Source organism: Chryseobacterium subflavum (genome assembly GCF_055762745.1).
On sequence record NZ_JBVTMR010000001.1, the window covers coordinates 1,578,761 to 1,597,210 of the forward strand.

The window sequence follows — 18,450 nt, forward strand, 5'->3', positions numbered from 1 at the left end:
ACCATTCAAGCTGTTTGCCTCCTCCAAGATTTTAATATTTCTAAAGTGTAACTGAAGTATTAACGCCGATAAAATTTTATTGGCTGTTTTCTAATGCTTCAGATTCAATTACTTATTAATTAAAATCTTTGTCTTTACAGAAAGGCAAATTGTCTAATGAAAAAATCATATGTATTATTACATCTGGCCGTTATACTGGCTGGATTTACAGGAATATTCGGAAAACTCATCTCGCTTAACGAAGGTCTTCTGGTCTGGTACCGGCTGTTATTCTCCACTCTCATTTTATTTGTGATTCTCAAATCGCTGAGAATCCCTTATATGATTTCAACCCGGGGAAAATTCCATATAGCCAAAGTTGGAATACTGATTACCTTGCATTGGTTATTTTTTTACGCAAGTATCAAATACGCTAATATCTCCATAGGTGTAGTGTGTTATTGTCTGACCAGTTTCTTTACAGCAATATTCAAACCTGTCATCGATAAAGAACCGTTTAAAATTTCTGAGCTGTTGCTGAGTTTATTAACGGTTTTTGGGATCAGTCTGATTTTTCATTTTGATACATCGTATCAATTAGGAATTGGTTTGGGTGTTATTTCATCCGCTATTGGCGCTTTGTATACCATTTTCAACAAGCGCCTGGTTCAACATTATGACACCAAAGTCATTAATTACTACCAGATGCTTAGTGGAACTGTTTGCCTGGGAGCTGTCCTACCGGTTTATCTTTATTTTTTCCCAGTAGAAAGTGTGATTCCCGGAATGAAAGATATCGGTAATCTGATGATCCTGGCTCTTTTTTGTACAGTGGGTCTCTATGTTATATTTGCAGAGGTTTTAAAAAAGATCCCTGCATTTACAGTGAACTTAACCTTCAATCTAGAGCCTGTTTATGCAATTATCATGGCCTTTTTATTCTTTAATGAAAGCAAACAGGTAAATCATTCATTCTATATTGGACTTTCTCTGATTATTACTTCTGTTGTATTACAGACCTTCATTTCGATCAGGAAAAAATAATATATACAAAACCCTCTTCCTTTATGGTAAGAGGGTTTTAAAATTAATTTAAATCACAAAATAGTGATAATTAATTATTATACATGCTTTTCAATCTTACTCTGTTTATCCGTACTATATCCTTATTCTTGATCTTATGCTTCTTTTGCAGTGGCCCTTGCAGGATATGTATTGCTTCTTCCTTGATCAATTGGTTCAGTTTATTTGTCGAAAGCTGTAAGCATTTTTTTATAACAGATGAAAATTTAAGATTAAAATCAAAAGGATATTTAATTTCAAAGGTTATGATATCATGGTCACCATTCAGAATATCTTCTGCTGAAACCTTTTCATACTCCAGCTCATACCGGACACTCTCAAAATCCAGTTCAACATTATTTTTCCGTGCTGTTTCCCTGGAAAACGCGTAATCCCAGGCTGTCTTTGTACAATTCTCCGAAAACTTATTAAAAAGATTTTTATCTATGTTTTCTGGTTTTATACGGGAAAAAATCGTCATATTATAAGAGCTCCCACATTTTAAACAGTTGTAAATTAACCATATATCAATATTCTTTTTTTGAGCGTTCATCCTGAACTTCTCACTGCAATAAAATCTATCGCTGCTGCAATGACTGCATTTTCTTTTTAAAAAGGGAGTATTCATTATTTTTACCTCCCAAATATATTGTATCATTTAAAGTATGCTTATTATTCTTCATTAATTTTGGGATATCATTTAATAATATTATAGTCTTGATCCATAAGATGATCAGGACACTGTAGAAATAATTCATGCAATTGCCTTTGTAAGCAACCCAATAAATAATATGATTAAATGAAAAACCTGTTCGGGTATAGAATTACCCAAATAAAGAAATAATCAGCCTGTGGTTTGTGAGGCCGATTTTAAGCTACTATAAGTTTAAGAATAGTTCTCAATGATCGTTGATTTGTGATATAAATATAATCAATCTCTTGTAAACAGCGATTATTTGATCGTTTTTTATTCGTTACAATTGCTTTTTGAGAATAATATGATTTTTCCTAACCTTTACAACTACCCTGTCTCCGGGCTCAAAGCCGCAATCCAATGCTTTACAAAAGATTTATATAAAACAATTTCAATTTTTTTTGTAAAATATTTGCGTAGCTAAATAACTTCATATATATTTGTAGTCAAATAACTACACGATGAATTTAAGAAGAGATGTATTCCAGGCAATAGCAGATCCTACCCGAAGATCTATTTTGATGTTGATGGCGGCCCAATCAATGACCGCAGGAGCCATTGCTTCTAATTTTGATACTGCCCGCCCTACTGTTTCGAAGCATTTACAGATCCTTACGGAATGTGAACTTTTAACCCAGGAACAAAACGGCCGCGAAATGATATACCACCTAAATCCCAATAAAATGAAAGAAATAGCCGATTTTATAGAACCCTTCCGCAAAATGTGGGATGAGAAATTCAATAAGCTGGAAAGCGTGATGAAAGCATATCAAAACATAAGTAGTAAGTAATGGGCAATGAATAATTACACCTAACAACTCTTACTCTCCCCCTCTCAAACACCAAAACCCTCAAACCAAAAACATGGAACTAAAAACAAAAATTCACGCCGAAGACGGCAAGCAGGAAATCTTCATCACCAGGGAATTTGATCTTCCTGTCCATCTTCTCTTTAAAGCTTACACAGAACCCGAATTGGTAGAACAATGGATGGGAACTAAAGTGGTAAAAATGGAAAATAAGCAACATGGCGGCTACCGTTTTGAAACCTCAAACCCGCAGGGCGACGTAGTCTTCAGTGCCAACGGAACGATCCATGAGATCATTCCCGATCAGAAAATAATCCGGACCTTTCAAATGGAAAATACACCCTTCCCCGCTCAGATCGAGTTTTTAGAGTTTGAAAAATTAACTGACACAACCAGCAAAATTACCATCCAAACCATCTATAAATCCGTAGACTTCAGGGACCAGCACCTGAAATTACCATTTGCCCAGGGAATCAATATGGCCCATAATCGACTTCAGGAAGTGGTTAAGGGAATTGAGAAATTAGAAATTAGAGATTAGAAGTTAGAGGAAAATAACCATTTCATTTTTTAACCCCGGAATTCGAATCCTGCAAACCTCACCCTCACACACTCAAACCCTCCCACTCTCAAACCCTAAAACTCTCCCACTCTAAACCCTATAACACAAAACACCATGAATCCAAAAACAGACTTTTTCTTTAACGAATCCGGCCAATGGCAAAAAGAATTTAAAAAATTAAGAATCATTGCTTTAAGTACCGAACTTGTAGAAGATTTAAAATGGGGATGTCCCTGTTATACCTATGAAGGGAAAAATATTTTTTTGATCCACGGGTTCAAAGACTATTGCGCCCTACTCTTTTTTAAAGGTGCTTTAATGAAGGATCCTGATAACATTCTGATCCAACAGACGGAAAATGTACAGGCCGCAAGACAAATCCGCTTTACAGATCTGGAACAGATTAATGACCTTGAAAAAATTCTTCGGGAATACATATTTGAGGCTGTTGAAATTGAAGAATCGGGAATTAAAGTTGAAATGAAAAAGACCAAAGAATTCGAAGTGGTGGAAGAATTTCAACAGAAGCTGGATAAAGATCCTGTTTTAAAACAAGCTTTTGAATCCTTAACACCGGGAAGACAAAGGGCTTACCTACTCCATTTTTCCTCTGCTAAACAAAGTAAAACCCGTGAATCAAGAATTGAAAAATGCATTCCTCAAATTCTTGACGGTAAAGGAATTAACGACTAATCACAAAAAAATTATACTATGGAAACACAATCAAACAAATCCGAAAAAAGAAACAAGATCATCTATTGGATATTTACCCTTTGGCTGGCATTGGGAATGGTATCAACTGCTGCGGTTCAGCTTTTAAAAAATAAAGATGAAGTGGAAAACTTTACCAGCCTTGGATATCCGGCTTACCTCATGACCATTATCGGAGTATGGAAAATCCTGGGTGTCATCGCCGTACTTATTCCTAAGTATCCTTTATTAAAAGAATGGGCTTATGCAGGATTTTTCTTCGTGATGTCAGGAGCTATTATTTCCCATCTTGCTTCAGATCACAATTCAAGTAAAATTTTTGCTTCACTATTGCTTTTGGTACTTACTCTGATTTCATATTACTTCAGACCTGCTGACCGAAAAGTTGGATTTGGTAATAATAATGTATTGTAAGTTTTTTAATCTGATTAAAAATATCTGCATGATCAGTTAGACAAAAATTTTAAAAAATATACCTAAAACGCATATAATCAGTAACTTCAGGAATACGTGTTATACGAAATCCCATCCCATTAAAGAATAACAAAAAAACATCAAATTAATATGAATAAGAAAAAATTAACTTCACAACAGAGTCAGGAGCTTTTAAAAATTCTGAAGACGCGTTTTGAAAAAAATACCGGCCGTCACAAAGGCCTTGACTGGAGTAAGATCCAGACCAGGCTTGAAGCACAACCTGAAAAATTATGGTCACTTTCTGAAATGGAAGATACTGAAGGAGAGCCCGATGTCATCGGTTACGATAAAAAATCCGATGAATACATTTTTGTCGACTGCTCTCCGGAAAGTCCAAAACGAAGAAGCTTATGTTACGACTACCAGGCCTGGGAATCCCGTAAAGCCAATAAGCCGGAAAGTAATGCCATCGACAAAGCGTCAGAAATGGGAATTGAATTACTAACTGAAGAACAATACCGCCAACTTCAGGAATTAGGAAAGTTTGATCTGAAAACATCCAGCTGGGTAAAGACACCACCTGAAATTCGTGAATTGGGAGGCGCCATCTTCTGCGACCGCCGGTACAATACGGTTTTCATGTATCACAACGGTGCAGATTCATACTACGCTGCAAGAGGATTTCGTGGAAGTTTGAGAGTTTGAGAGTACTTGTGTTTGAGAGTTTTGGGGTTGAGAGTTAGAGGGTCTGAGAGTTTGAGAGTATTAGGGTTGTAGAATACTGGGTTGGTATAAGGTTGTTTGATTTGGTAGGTGGTTCTAGATATCGTTAAGGTTGAGAGTATTTATATTGTAATAACTCTCAACTTTCAACTCTTAACTTAACTTTACATCTTGAACCTTATTGCAGCTCTCAAACCCTCAAACTCTCAAACTCTCAGACTCTCAAACACAAATACAACTCCCCCTTATTCTTCAACTTTCAATTCCCTTATCCACAGTGTTTCCACGCTCCAAAAGATAATATCCACACCCAGATAGTTCCCGGCATATTCTACAAACTCTTCTTTTGTGAAAGGTTTCTTTGTTTTTGGATTTTTATATGTGAGTGTTGGCTCCTGGACTGCCATTGCAACTAAAGAAAGTTGTCCTTTATACTGATTAAAGAAGGGATAGGAATTTTTCATCTGGGCTTTTTTGTTGGGAACAATATCAGGACCGCCTAAACCCACATTATTTTCTTTGGCAAATTTAAATAGCCTGGACATATATTGATGATCATTTTCCCATTCACAAGGAAAGAAATTTACATACTGCAAAACGTTGGACTTTTTGAATACCTCTTTTGCAAACTTTAGATTATCGATCTCTGCCTGAAAATAACGGTCACAGCTGAAACCGGTTTTATCTTTTTTCATCTCAATGTCTATAGATGTTTCCGGTAAATTAATACCTTGAATTCTTCCGTCAAATTTTTCAGCTAAAGCGCCAATGAGCTTTTGAAATCTTTTTTGAACTTCGGGATTCCATTGTTGGGTGACCCAACCATTCCCAACAGGCTTATTTTCACCAGGGTTATCATATTGCGGAACCAATCCTCCTTTATATTCCTTATCTTTTAATATATAATCCGGAACGTATCGGGCTTCGGGTTCAAAAAAGCGGTCCTGAAGCTGGATAAACAACTTTCTATCCAGTTGGCTTAGGAAATTGAGATCATTTTCAATCCGGGAAAAATCATAAACATCTTTTTCTTTTTCCAAAGATTTCCAATTATACACAATTTGAACTCCTCCGATCTCTTTGCTTCTTATCTTTTTTTCCAGATCATGAAGATCACCTGAAGAAGTATAAATATAATTTTGAGGTTTTTGAGATTTGAAAGAACTTGCTCCAAAGAAAATGAAAGCAAGACAAAATATTTTAAAACTTTTTATCATATCCGATTTTTATTATCCTTTATAAGCACTTTTTATGCCTAAATGAGTTTTTGATATACGGGAAAATATCAGGGAAAGTTTTTTTTAAGCGATTCTCGGCAATTAGGAAAAATTTGATATACACAAGTATTTCGGTTTTTTTTTTAAAATAAATTTTATTTCCATTAAATATATCTTTGATTTAAATAGTTTGGTTAATTTAGCAAAATCGAAATTTGATTTAATATAATTCTAAGGATATGAAAAAATTAATTATGTTGGGTTCATTATCATTCTTTTTAATGAATTGCAATAAAAAATCGGAACCTGTAACTCCAAAAGTGGAAACCGATTCTGTTGCAGTTGAAGAGCCAGTGGTTGATACATTAGGAACAAAGTCATTTTGCTATTTAGGAGTAATTGGTAAAGACAGTGTTTTTGCATCTATTGATGATAATCTGGGAACCATCTCAGGTAAATTAGCTTATAAAAACAGCGAAAAGGACAGTTCTAAAGGAGATATAACGGGCTTTAAATCAGGAGATACATTAAAACTCACTTATGAATTCCAATCAGAAGGTACTAAAAGTAAACGCGATATTTTCTTTATTCAGAAAGACAATACATTAATTGAAGGAATTGGAGACCATAAAGAAGAAGGCGGACAAAGTAAGTATGCCGACGAAAAGAAAGTTGCTTACAAAGATGGACCGAAAATGAATGTTGCTGATTGTGCGCTTGTATCCAAAGCATTAAAATAATACAGCTTCTTGCATCACATTAGCGACTTTCCACGAATACAAACCAAAATCATGTTCTATGCAGACACTTCAATTCAGGCCTTTTTCACAGTCCGAATTTATCGAAGATTTAAGGAGAATATTTCCTCAATATAAAATTCAGACAAGTTTTGGAACATTACAGGTTCGTACAAGTGGTTTTACTCTTACCGGAAATGTAAAAATAACGACCAATCCGGGAATAGGTACCGTTATTACACAAACCAACAGTGATATTCCTCTATTTTATTTTATCTTCTCTTTTCCGATCGCTATTTATATCAGAATGAAAAAAGATAAAATAAAACATCTTGAAGATGAAGTGGTTGCGGGTATAAAGCAAATACTTAGGCAAGATCCCCACGGTTAATCAGCAGTGATGCAAACTAAAAAAACAGCCATATGGCTGTTTTTTTAGTTATGACTCTCTGTTAATAATTTCAATAAAATCATTGATGCCTTCGTCAGGAGTATTCCAAGAAGTAATCAACCGGATTGCAGAATACTGGTCATCGATCTTTTTCCAGATGTAAAACTCAAATTTTTGGGATAAAATATCGATAAGCTCATTACTCAAAATGGGAAATATCTGATTGGTATAAGTCACGGATAAAAAGGCAGTTCCTTTTTCCTGTAGGGCATTTTTTATTTTCATCGCCTGCTGGTTCGCATGTCTGGCCAGATCAAAGTACAGATCATCTTTCATCAGTTCCAGAAATTGGATTCCAAGTAACCTTCCTTTTGCCAGCAAAGCCCCTTTCTGTTTGATATTGAACCCAAAATCTTCCTGAAGAACAGGATTATTGATCACAATTGCCTCCCCTATCAGAGCTCCGTTTTTAGTTCCTCCCAAATAAAAAACATCAGTAAGCCGGGCTACTTTTTCAAGACTCAGGTCACTTATTTCTGCCGTTAAACCATGTCCAAGCCTTGCTCCATCCATAAAAAGATACAAGCCTCTTTCTTTGCAAAATGCGGAAAGATCCTCCAGTTCTCGGGCGGTGTAAATGGTTCCTAATTCTGTTGAGTTGGAAATATAAACCAATTTTGGCATCACCTGATGCGGAACATTGGTATGGCTTTCCAAAACCGTTATGATATCTTCCGGCGTTAATTTCCCATCTGCTTTTTCAATGCCTAGAATCTTATGGCCTGTAGCTTCAATAGCTCCGGTCTCATTATTTAAAACATGACCTGTAGAAGCAGAAATTACAGCCTGATAGGGTTTTAAAATAGATGAAATAACGATCAGGTTAGCTTGTGTTCCGCCTGAAACGAAATAAATTTCTGAATCTTTTTTTCCTATTTTTTCTCTGATCAGTTGTTTAGCTTCTAAAGAAAAACGGTCTTCCCCGTAACCGGCTTCCTGCTCGAGATTAGATCGTAAAAGTGCTTGTAGAATATTGGGATGACATCCCTCTGAATAATCGTTTTTGAATGAAAATTTCATAGATCAAAATTAAAAAAATTGAAGACAACAAGCGCAACATTTCCACAATATTTTGTTAGATTTGTAGGTAAAATCGTCTAACATTTTGAAAACAACATTAACAGAAGAAAATTATCTGAAGGCTTTGTTTCATTTGGTTGATAATGAAGGGAAAGTAACGATTAACGAACTGAGTAAATTTTTAAATGTAAAAATGCCCAGCGTTAATAACATGATGAAAAAATTTGCAGAAAAAAGCTGGGTTGTTTATGAAACCTACAAACCTCTCCGAGTTACCGAAAAAGGAAGACGGGAAGCAGCTTTGGTAGTGCGTAAACATAGATTGACGGAGATGTTTCTGGTGAAAAAAATGAACTTTGGCTGGGAAAATGTGCATGAAATTGCAGAACAATTGGAACACGTACACTCCCAGATCTTTTTTGATAAAATGGATGAAATTCTGGATCATCCGAAATTCGATCCCCATGGAGAGCCTATTCCCGATAAAGATGGAAATATTATTGCTCAGGATCTGCAGAAGCTGAGCAATTGCGAAGTCGGTGAAACCGTAGTTTTTGCATCCGTTACACTCTCAGATGATGCTTTCTTAAGCTATCTCACGGAGAGAAAGTTATTACTGAATACAAAGATAAAGATCATTAAAATTGAGAGTTTCGATAAATCCGTAACAATTGAAATCGAAGGAAAAAAAGAAATTCTAAGTAAAAAAGCGACGGAGAAAATACTGGTAAAAAAGTAAATCCTAAGTATAACACAAATAAGGTGGCCTGGAAAAAATCCGGCCACTTTTTTTATATCCTTAAAAAGGAACAATAAGTTTTAAAGATACATTCCTTCCCATATTATAAATATTGCCTAAATACTTCAAACGGCTAAGATGCGACTGATAAGCACGGTCAAAAACATTATTCACCTGAAACTGGAGGACTGCGGAATGATTTTCCGAATAGTTGATAGCCATGGACGTTCCTATATTACATAAGGTATAGTCAGATGTTGCAGTTTCAGTACCATTGAGGTTAAGGTATCTGTTCTGCGCAGCTGAATATTCTATTTCTGCCATTGGAGTAATCGAAGAAATAATTGTGGAACCTGTAGCTATTTTCTGGGATATATTGCCTGATAATCTCAGCGGAGAGATCAATGGAAGATATTCGCCGTTGATTCCCTGGTTTTTAAACATCTTTTCCCGGTTGAATCCATAAATAACCGAAAAACTGGTTTCAAAATTAAATCCCTTCCACTTCTCAGGATGAAGAGAAAGCCATGCTTCCATACCATAAAGTTGGGCAGAAGCCTGCTGATATTGGTAGGTTTTGTTTCCCTGGGAATCGACGAGAGGATTTCCCTGACTGTCTATAAGCAATGAAAGATATATATAATTCTGAATATTATTGTTAAACAAACTCACGTCTGCAGAAAAATCTTTAAAGCGTGTACTGACTCCCAAGTCTTCCTGTAATGAAAACTCCGGATCAAAATTCCTGTTTCCTTTGTAAATAATATGAGCTCCCGGATCCAATCCATTGGAACCTATTTCTGTGATATTAGGAGCTCTGTAGCTTCTTCCGATATTTGCTTTAAGACTGATGTGCTTCGTTAACTGAAACGCTGATCCTATGCTGGCAGATAGTCCGCCGAATGTTTTATGATACAAGGGAAATCGAAGTTCGGCACTGGCAGATGATGATGGGACGTGTTCTTCAAATTGGGTGATAGGATTTGTTCCTATATAAAAGTCACTCCATCGAATATTCCGAAGATCATACCGCGCACCACCACTGATGTTGAGTCTTTTGTATTTCCATTTTACATAAGCATAAACTCCTTCCTCCTGCAGATCATAGTCCGGAATAGGAAAATCAGTTGCTGATTTATTTGTATTATTCTGCATCATACCATTCACTCCGGCAGAAATTTCAAAAGACGAAAATTTTGGAAAATTATAGCGTACCCCATAATTTAACGTGTTGAGTCGTACATACATCCCGGCCTGGGAGGGAAATGTAGGATGATTGTATTCACGGCGGATATTTTGTTGTAATGCCAGCTGGATATCCAGATCACCTTTTTTCAACTGTTCGGTATGTTGAGCATATAGCCTGTAATGCTGAATTCTCTGGTGCAATGGGGAAAGAGCATAAGAGTTAAGATCTTTTTCCGGCACAATAGGTCTTTTTTCCATATCATCATCATCTCCCTCTCCTACCTGATAAGTAAATTTTCCGGTTTTTGGATCTCGACTACCATCCGGTATTCCCTGGAGATTATCATATAATGTAAAATTGATCTTAGAAAAACGGGTGTCTGTTTTATATCCTAATAAAAAAGACAAGTTCTTTTCTTCAAAATTGGTATTGTAGACCCTTCCATCAATAGAATTTCTAAAGTTTTTAGCCATTCGGTAAGAGCCGGTTAAGGCTGCTATAAAAGAGTTCTTTTTGTATCCCACCTGCATTCCGTTCCCGATAAGATTATTATTTCCCTGGTATTCATTTGTTATTTTACCATGTACTACTCCATCATCCAGATTCGGAATATAGGGAAAAAGACTTACAACGCCGGCCAATGCATCAGAACCAAACATCAGGCTTGCAGGGCCTTTTATAACTTCAGCCCTTTCAATCATATAGGGACCGATCTCTATACCATGCTCATCTCCCCATTGCTGACCTTCCTGACGTACCCCGTCATACAAAGTCAAAACCCGGTTATAACCCAATCCCCTGATAAAAGGTTTGGAAACATTCGGTCCCGTTTCTACCACACTCATTCCCGGTGCAGATTTTACAAGGGCACTTATGATATTGGTAGCTACCGATTTTTCAATCTGTTTAGAAGAAATACTGATCACTGCAACAGGATTTTCCTTAATTAAAGTTTCTTTTGAAACCCCAGTAATAACCACTTCATCAATTGTATTGCTATTACGTAACAATAAAATATCCGGAATAGCCGTAGAAGCTTTCTCTACAAAAATGTCCTGCTGCACTTCCTCATACCCTTTCGCCTTGATAACAAGCTGATAACTACCCGGAACCAGATTTTCCATAATGTAGTTACCGGTTTTGTCGGCTACCGTCTTTTCTTTTGTTCCTTTGAGTATTACTTCGGTATTCGGAAAGTCTCCGTTTTCATAAAGTATCCTTCCTTTTAATTGTGCATTTTGGGCACCTACTATAGAAATAGTAAAAATACCGGATGCTGACAGCATAAATCTGAAATTCATATACATTGTATTAAACTATGATCATCAAAGGCTATGGCTAAACATTAAAAAGCCTATTCGTGAACAAAGGCAAAAGTATAAAAATTTTAATTAATGCAACAATGTTGCTTTAATTATTTATCATATTCTTCTCATTACTCTGGAATCCTACCTGAAAGTAACAAAGTTAATTTCACAGACGAAGTGAAAATGGTTGTTCAAAACCACTACGGAGATTTCACAACATTATCATGCAGATAAATTTGCGAGCAAGTATTTACCTCATACAGAATGATGGTGACTGATAATCGTTAAAAAAGGGTTAAACCTTCTTCAGCAAATGGTCAATATTTTTATTTTAATTAGGTTTGCAAATCTTTCTGCTTCAACTTTTATTCTTCTTAAAAGCAGTATCATTAAATTATTATTCTAAAAATTATGAAAAAAAGAAGTCAGTTTCTGATTATTTCCATTGTGTTTCTAAGCCAGTTCATCCATGCCCAGATAAGAGATTTTGTAATAGAACCACCTATTAAGCCCAATTTGTATATATACAAAACTTTTGGAGTATTTGGTGGTAAGGAATATTCTACCAACGCAGTATATCTTATTACTAAAAAAGGAGTCGTTTTATTTGATGTTCCATGGCAGAAAACACAGTATCAAAGCCTGATAGATACAATACAAAAGCGCCATAATCTTCCTGTTATTGCTGTATTTGCCACCCATTCCCATGAGGACAGAGCAGGAGATCTCAGTTTTTATAATAACAAGGGCATCAAGACCTATGCAACGGAAAAAACCAACGAAATCTTAAAGAAGAACGGAAAAGCAACCTCTACTGAAATTATAAAAACAGGAAAACCCTATCGCATTGGAGGAGAAGAGTTTATCGTTGATTTTCTTGGAGAGGGACACACTGCAGATAATGTAGTGGTATGGTTCCCAAAATACCATATATTAGATGGAGGATGTCTGGTAAAAAGCAGAATGGCGGCAGATTTAGGATATACCGGAGAAGCTAATGTAAAGGCGTGGCCTCAGACAATGGCAAAATTAAAATCCAGGTATGCCGGAGCAACGATGGTTATTCCGGGACATGATGAATGGAAAGGTGGAGGTCATGTAGAGCATACAATAGATCTCCTGAATAAAAAATAGCAAAAACCCAGGCAACTTGCCTGGGCTTTTTTTATTTAAACATACTTTCTGCTGTGTTAATCATGTTTACAAAGCTTGTTTCATCAAAAAAATCCCGTAACACGGGATTTTAATATTTTAATATGGATCAATTAATCCAATACGCTCCAACCTCTTTTCGGATTAGCGTTATTGGAAACTTCCTGTTCATTAACGATGATATTTTCTTTTCTCTGACCGATATAATCAAGTTCACTTAATTTGGAGAAAATAATTTCAAGACTTCTGAGCATCTGCTGGATATAAAGCAAAGGCTCACCACAATTGTGATGATCATAATTGGTTTCAGCAACAATAGAAAGCTGATTCAATAACGTATGAGGGGCAATTTCACTCCATTCCAAACTGTAATTCAGCATTTCTTCCAGCTCGGCAGGAACCAGAACCTGGGTAGAATTATAAAGACGAAGCGCCAGCTTTGCGAAAGAATCAATTAAAAATACCGGTGGTTGCCAGGGAATCACATTTCTGAACTGAAAATACATATCCCCGAACGTATTGATCATGGCATTACACAAAAACTTAACGTTTTGTGCCAGTGCCGTATTCTGATTTTTATGAGAAGCTTTCTGAATGATCTTGAACGCATACTGCTGTAGATTTCCAATAGATTTAGCAAAACTGCCATAGTAATCAATAAGAACAGGATGGCTCTGAATAGAAGTACATGGCGGAATAAAATTGGAATTAACCTGGGCAATATTACCTTTAAGATCAACCTTTCCCACGATCAGATAATTTCCTCCGGAATAGCTGCTGTTGAGCGACGTTACAGGAAGAAGTTCAATATGGTAATTCGGCTGGGCATTTGGGTGTCTTGGAGGGATCTCTTCAGGATCGATATCTCCAAAAGGTACTTTATCAAACGGATTTACTGAAATCAGAATGTAATATTCTCCATCAGCCTGTTCTTCATTCATGGACTTCGCCAATGATTTTACGCTTACCCTTCTGTCCGACAGCTCCATTCTGTATCCGGCCAGTGTTACAGCACTGCAACGTTTGATAACCAGCTGTACATCATTCGTCGCGGTATTGTGAACATCAAAAATGGTTTTATCTGTAAATTCATTTGAGATAGGAAGAAGCCCGTAATTATAAGGAGTGATTCCCAATGAATTGGAATCCCTGATGGTATCAATTAAAAAATTATCCTGATCATTCAGGTGTCTCTGGGAAACTTTCATCCCGTCAACCCAATTGATTGCAAAATGTTTAATAGGCTGTATCATATTAAATACTTTTAAATTTTGTGTGGTTATGATTTTCTTGTTATTCCTTCTTCTTCATGCTGAATAACCCTCTTACAAATTACGACTTCATTTTCAGAAATCCCGTTTGTATTAATATCCTGGTTAAAATCAATATATTTTCTAAAGCTGAAAAATGATTTTTTAGTATAAAAGATCCAGTAATAAGATTCTCTGTCTGCATCCGTAAGGTGAATGATCGATTTAGGATTTTTGTGATTGTAGTCATCCACTACCCTATAAAACCAGTCTCCAAATGTTACTCCGGTTGGCAAAGTCTTAGCCTTAATTCTGAACCTGTTGGAATCTTCTAAGTTTTTACTCAATTCCACATTCAATACCATAAGTCTATCAAAATCCGCGCCTTCAAAATCCGGAAGCCTCTGCTCTGGAGAATAACGCCATGTTTTATAAATATCCACCGGAATACTGATAAACTGAACATAGCAATAATGAAACACCATCGGAACAAGAAATATGATAACACTCGTTGCAGACATGACCGCATTACCGGTTCCCACACTCATCCATTTGAACAGCAATACAAAAAGATATCCTCCGAAAGCAATACACGTTAATGAAAGTATAGACTCAAATAAAATGCTCATCGGCAATGAGTCAATGTGTTTTTTGAAATATTTATCCAATAGGTTGACATGGATAATTCCAAAAATAAGGTAAATGATTTGTGCTATAAGATACCAATACGGGTTAAATAGATTTCCGGCAAACCCAAAAAATCCGGGCAAAGCCAAACATAAACTGCATAGCAGCACATAAATAATAATGACCTTAATTTTAATTGCAGGTTTATTTCTTCTGATTATACCGAGTATAACCATCATGATTACTGCTATTAAAGGCATTAAAATATATCTTAAAAAGATTCCCTTTACTGAAGAAATTTCCATTGGTTGTTTTTCAAATTTATAATGTATTGGTGCTTGTAAATATAGCTAAATTATTTTACAGAAATGTAGAGTATCCAAGGCGGTTTGCATTTCTTTCATCATCTTCCAGCTTAAATGAATATTCCTGTTTTTCGGTGATAAAATTTTCCACTACATCTACCGTTACAGGGAGAAAATAATCGTATAACGCCTGGAGAACTTTTCTGAATGGATTTCCGGGAATATACATTTTCATTTTTTCGTACGGAATGGGTCCTATATTCACAACCCAGTTACGCTGTCCGTCCATATGCCTGCCACTGGGAATATAAGTAACTCCCAATCGGGAATTTCCTAAAAGCATAGAGTCGTCATTTTCCTCTATATCCTCAATAACATTAGGAGTGAAGGTAACTTCTACCGGTACCTGAAGGAAGGCAGTCAGGCATCTTTCAAACCACCTTTTATCTCCACGGATGTTATGGAAAAAAGGTAAAATATGCATAAAAATATAGGCATTCTTTGTATCCAGATGTCTTACAATAGGCCACAGCTCACTGATCGTTTCAAGCAGTGTATCGGTATCGCTTGATACATCAAAGTCAAACTCCTTAGACAGAGCACTGATTTCGGTAAAAAAGATTTCTAATTCAAATGGACGAAAAAATTTGCGCGCGTCTTCCTCAATCCTTTTTTGTTTGCGGATCTCCTTAACAACACTTTCTACATTCTTTCTTGAGGTACTTAATGAAGGGGGATGAAACAAACCTTCCGGAAGATAGTCGTATATCCCTTCCCTGTAAGTTTCTATCGTAAATACTTCTTCATCAAATCCCAGATAATTACTTGAAATACTTTTGATATCTTTAAGATAAGCCCTGTCATTGATGCCTATACGATCAATGAAAATATTGCTTACACTCCTGTGATATTTCAAAAGATTAACGGCTACAGACTCTGCTTTAAAATCTGTCTGCAGCTTATTGTAATGCATATCTACAATATTATTCTCATACATAGTGTTTCCTGTGATTATGGCCTGTAAAGATAATATATCTCATCGCAATGAAAAAAAAAATATTATTCAATTTTTATATTTCTACGACAATACTATCGATAACAGCAGTAAAAATATAAAAATTTTGTATAATCAAAGCGGGTTCCGGATAAAAAATATAAAATAAAAGAATACGTAGCTACCTGTTAATTGGAACATGGTTTAATCCATGAATATGATTAAATTTTATTAACCTTATTATAATAATAAGAAATTCACTTTTTTACGCCTTATTACCAAAAGCTAAGTTATCTTTGCAGATTGAAAATGTTATTTACAATGAAAAGTATTTATTCTAAAATTTTAATTTTAGCATTCATTTCCTCTTCTCTTTATTCATTTGCGTGGGGATTAACGGGACACAGAATTATTGCAGAAATCGCAGAGAATCATCTTTCCGGAAAGGCAAGAAGAGAAATCAGAAAAATTATGGGCAAGGAACGCCTGGCCTATTGGGCTAACTGGCCGGACTTTATTAAATCGGATACAACAGGGGTATGGAAGCAGGCTTCAGCATGGCATTATGTAAATATTGATCCGCAGACTGATTTTAAAACCTTTGAGCAAAATTTAAAAGCACAGGCGGGACCAAGCCTTTATTCTCAGGTAAATACGTTATCTGCACAGGTAAAAGATGAAAAAACCCCTGAGAAAGATAGAAAAATTGCATTGATTTTCCTGATCCATATTATGGGAGATTTAGCACAGCCTTTACACGTAGGAAGAGCGGAAGATCTGGGAGGCAACAAGATTAATGTTACTTATTTCGGAGAAAAAACCAACCTGCACTCTGTCTGGGACGGAAAATTGGTTGATTCCCAAAAATACAGCTACACGGAATATTCAAGATTACTGGATATCAAATCAAAAGATGAAGTGAAGCAAATTCAGTACGGGACATTGGAAGACTGGTTGTACGATTCGCATAAAATTGCCAATAAAATATATGCGCAAACACCGGATGGATCCAAATTATCATTTGACTACCAGTATAAGTTTAACGATACTCTGGAAAGGCAACTTCTTTACGGAGGTTTAAGACTGGCCAAATTGTTGAACGACCTGTTTTAATAAGATTGATCGTGATAGAACTCAGGGTGGTATGTTGAGTTATATTTTTGTTCAACATCTAACCTCTAAAGTGTGATTCTAAAAATTTCAACGATTAAAAAGATAGGGCGAAACTTCGGTTTCGCCTTTTTGTTTGCGCAAAATTCAGTTTATGTTTAAAAAAAATTAAAACTGGTGTAACCTTTTGACCTCTTCAAGCGTATAATATATAGTAACTCTAGTTTGAGGATAAAATAAATGAGACAGTTAAAAATTACTAAGCAGGTAACCAACAGGGAAACTGCTTCATTAGACAAGTATTTGCAGGAAATTGGTAAGGTAGAATTGATTACTGCAGACGAAGAAGTAGATTTGGCACAAAAAATACGTGCAGGTGACAGAGCCGCACTGGAGAAATTAATCAAAGCCAACCTTCGTTTCGTAGTTTCTGTATCTAAACAATACCAAAACCAGGGACTTTCTTTACCCGATTTGATCAATGAAGGTAATTTAGGATTAATGAAAGCTGCAAAAAGATATGATGAGACCAGAGGTTTCAAATTTATCTCTTACGCAGTTTGGTGGATTCGTCAATCAATTTTACAGGCTTTGGCAGAACAGTCAAGGATTGTAAGATTGCCACTAAACAAGATTGGCTCAATTAACAAAATCAATAAAGCATACGCTCACCTTGAACAGGAAAATGAAAGACCACCTTCTCCGGAAGAATTGGCTGAAGTTCTTGATATGAGCGAAGAGGATATTAAAGAATCTATGAAAAACTCCGGTAGACACCTGTCTATGGATGCACCTTTAGTAGAAGGTGAAGATTCTAATCTTTACGATGTATTGCGTTCCGGAGAATCTCCAAGCCCGGATAAAGATTTAATGCTTGAATCTCTTCAAATTGAAATTGAAAGAGCATTGAACACTTTAACTCCAAGAGAAGCGGATCTTGTAAGATTATACTTCGGATTAAACGGAAAACATCCAATGACTTTAGAAGAAATTGGTGAGACTTTTGACCTGACGAGAGAAAGAGTTCGTCAGATCAAAGAAAAGGCGATCAAGAGACTAAAACATAATACAAGAAGTAAGATTTTAAAATCTTACCTGGGTAAATAATTTAGCCTAAACAATTAGCAGCGGAGTTTGATTTTCAGACTCCGCTTTTTTTATCTTTGTATTTATGATCGAGATTTTTTTTACTCTCAATCAAAAGCCGGCGAAAGCCTCAGGATAAAAGGCTACTTCAACTGCGGAATTTTAAATCCGGACTTTATAATTTTCATAAATTTTAAAAATAAAGGCTTTGATATCAATTCCATTTTATAAATTCAATGTTTGTAACAATACAAAAAATATATTCAACTAATCAAATTAAATAATCAGATCTTCGGAAAAATTCTGTAG

19 protein-coding genes are annotated in these 18,450 nt (G+C 35.8%); 12 read left to right on the forward strand and 7 right to left on the reverse strand.

Features of this window, described 5'->3' with window-relative positions:
• The first annotated feature begins 156 nt into the window (after nucleotides 1-156).
• Nucleotides 157-1,023, forward strand: a complete 867-nt coding sequence (locus AC0INN_RS06895; protein ID WP_273648130.1) for a DMT family transporter — start codon at nucleotides 157-159, stop codon at nucleotides 1,021-1,023.
• A gap of 70 nt (nucleotides 1,024-1,093) precedes the next feature.
• Here AC0INN_RS06895 and AC0INN_RS06900 read toward each other — a convergent pair whose 3' ends face one another.
• Complete coding sequence (locus tag AC0INN_RS06900; protein ID WP_306612447.1) at nucleotides 1,094-1,699, reverse strand: DUF1062 domain-containing protein; 606 nt, start codon at nucleotides 1,697-1,699, stop codon at nucleotides 1,094-1,096.
• A gap of 497 nt (nucleotides 1,700-2,196) precedes the next feature.
• Here AC0INN_RS06900 and AC0INN_RS06905 point away from each other — a divergent pair, with 497 nt between their 5' ends.
• From AC0INN_RS06905 to AC0INN_RS06925, 5 genes are all read left to right on the forward strand, one after another.
• Complete coding sequence (locus AC0INN_RS06905) at nucleotides 2,197-2,526, forward strand: ArsR/SmtB family transcription factor (RefSeq protein ID WP_306612449.1); 330 nt, start codon at nucleotides 2,197-2,199, stop codon at nucleotides 2,524-2,526.
• Between the two features lie 73 nt (nucleotides 2,527-2,599).
• Nucleotides 2,600-3,085, forward strand: a complete 486-nt coding sequence (locus AC0INN_RS06910; protein WP_273648131.1) for an SRPBCC domain-containing protein — start codon at nucleotides 2,600-2,602, stop codon at nucleotides 3,083-3,085.
• Nucleotides 3,086-3,220: 135 nt separating this feature from the next.
• Nucleotides 3,221-3,799 carry a YdeI/OmpD-associated family protein gene (locus tag AC0INN_RS06915; RefSeq protein WP_273648132.1) on the forward strand — a complete coding sequence of 193 codons (579 nt, stop codon included), beginning with the start codon at nucleotides 3,221-3,223 and terminating at the stop codon, nucleotides 3,797-3,799.
• 18 nt (nucleotides 3,800-3,817) lie between these two features.
• Nucleotides 3,818-4,231, forward strand: a complete 414-nt coding sequence (locus AC0INN_RS06920) for a DoxX family protein (protein ID WP_172282493.1) — start codon at nucleotides 3,818-3,820, stop codon at nucleotides 4,229-4,231.
• Nucleotides 4,232-4,381: 150 nt separating this feature from the next.
• Entirely contained in the window at nucleotides 4,382-4,939 is a 558-nt protein-coding gene (locus AC0INN_RS06925; RefSeq protein ID WP_172282491.1) for a DUF4256 domain-containing protein, read from the forward strand.
• Between the two features lie 263 nt (nucleotides 4,940-5,202).
• Here AC0INN_RS06925 and AC0INN_RS06930 read toward each other — a convergent pair whose 3' ends face one another.
• Complete coding sequence (locus tag AC0INN_RS06930) at nucleotides 5,203-6,174, reverse strand: hypothetical protein (protein ID WP_306612452.1); 972 nt, start codon at nucleotides 6,172-6,174, stop codon at nucleotides 5,203-5,205.
• A gap of 239 nt (nucleotides 6,175-6,413) precedes the next feature.
• Here AC0INN_RS06930 and AC0INN_RS06935 point away from each other — a divergent pair, with 239 nt between their 5' ends.
• Together AC0INN_RS06935 and AC0INN_RS06940 are read left to right on the forward strand one after the other, a co-directional pair.
• Entirely contained in the window at nucleotides 6,414-6,914 is a 501-nt protein-coding gene (locus AC0INN_RS06935; RefSeq protein WP_306612454.1) for a hypothetical protein, read from the forward strand.
• Between the two features lie 58 nt (nucleotides 6,915-6,972).
• On the forward strand, nucleotides 6,973-7,302 hold the full coding sequence (locus AC0INN_RS06940) for a hypothetical protein (protein WP_306612456.1): 330 nt from the start codon (nucleotides 6,973-6,975) through the stop codon (nucleotides 7,300-7,302).
• 48 nt (nucleotides 7,303-7,350) lie between these two features.
• Here the strand turns inward: AC0INN_RS06940 and AC0INN_RS06945 are convergent, their stop codons facing one another.
• The gene (locus AC0INN_RS06945; protein ID WP_306612458.1) at nucleotides 7,351-8,382 is read right to left on the reverse strand and encodes a threonine aldolase family protein; all 1,032 of its coding nucleotides are present in this window, start codon (nucleotides 8,380-8,382) and stop codon (nucleotides 7,351-7,353) included.
• 85 nt (nucleotides 8,383-8,467) lie between these two features.
• On the opposite strand from AC0INN_RS06945, the gene AC0INN_RS06950 reads away from it, so the two are divergent.
• Nucleotides 8,468-9,121, forward strand: coding sequence for a metal-dependent transcriptional regulator (locus tag AC0INN_RS06950; protein WP_172282483.1), 654 nt, complete (start codon nucleotides 8,468-8,470; stop codon nucleotides 9,119-9,121).
• Nucleotides 9,122-9,181: 60 nt separating this feature from the next.
• Here the strand turns inward: AC0INN_RS06950 and AC0INN_RS06955 are convergent, their stop codons facing one another.
• On the reverse strand, nucleotides 9,182-11,611 hold the full coding sequence (locus tag AC0INN_RS06955; RefSeq protein WP_306612461.1) for a TonB-dependent receptor: 2,430 nt from the start codon (nucleotides 11,609-11,611) through the stop codon (nucleotides 9,182-9,184).
• 417 nt (nucleotides 11,612-12,028) lie between these two features.
• Between AC0INN_RS06955 and blaIND the strand changes: the two genes are divergently transcribed.
• Entirely contained in the window at nucleotides 12,029-12,751 is a 723-nt protein-coding gene (gene blaIND / locus AC0INN_RS06960) for an IND family subclass B1 metallo-beta-lactamase (RefSeq protein WP_306612463.1), read from the forward strand.
• Between the two features lie 131 nt (nucleotides 12,752-12,882).
• Here the strand turns inward: blaIND and AC0INN_RS06965 are convergent, their stop codons facing one another.
• From AC0INN_RS06965 to AC0INN_RS06975, 3 genes are read right to left on the reverse strand one after another with little or no spacing between them, the layout of a single operon-like run.
• Nucleotides 12,883-14,022 (reverse strand): hypothetical protein, encoded by a 1,140-nt coding sequence (locus AC0INN_RS06965; RefSeq protein ID WP_172282477.1) that lies wholly within the window; start codon nucleotides 14,020-14,022, stop codon nucleotides 12,883-12,885.
• Nucleotides 14,023-14,048: 26 nt separating this feature from the next.
• Nucleotides 14,049-14,951 carry a TssN family type VI secretion system protein gene (locus AC0INN_RS06970; RefSeq protein ID WP_306612465.1) on the reverse strand — a complete coding sequence of 301 codons (903 nt, stop codon included), beginning with the start codon at nucleotides 14,949-14,951 and terminating at the stop codon, nucleotides 14,049-14,051.
• A 55-nt stretch (nucleotides 14,952-15,006) separates the two neighbouring features.
• Nucleotides 15,007-15,924: a type VI secretion system baseplate subunit TssG gene (locus AC0INN_RS06975; protein ID WP_228457021.1), complete on the reverse strand. Its 918-nt coding sequence runs from the start codon at nucleotides 15,922-15,924 to the stop codon at nucleotides 15,007-15,009.
• A 342-nt stretch (nucleotides 15,925-16,266) separates the two neighbouring features.
• On the opposite strand from AC0INN_RS06975, the gene AC0INN_RS06980 reads away from it, so the two are divergent.
• Entirely contained in the window at nucleotides 16,267-17,058 is a 792-nt protein-coding gene (locus tag AC0INN_RS06980; RefSeq protein ID WP_273648137.1) for a S1/P1 nuclease, read from the forward strand.
• A 237-nt stretch (nucleotides 17,059-17,295) separates the two neighbouring features.
• On the forward strand, nucleotides 17,296-18,162 hold the full coding sequence (locus AC0INN_RS06985; protein ID WP_055859010.1) for a sigma-70 family RNA polymerase sigma factor: 867 nt from the start codon (nucleotides 17,296-17,298) through the stop codon (nucleotides 18,160-18,162).
• The last annotated feature ends 288 nt before the right edge of the window (nucleotides 18,163-18,450 follow it).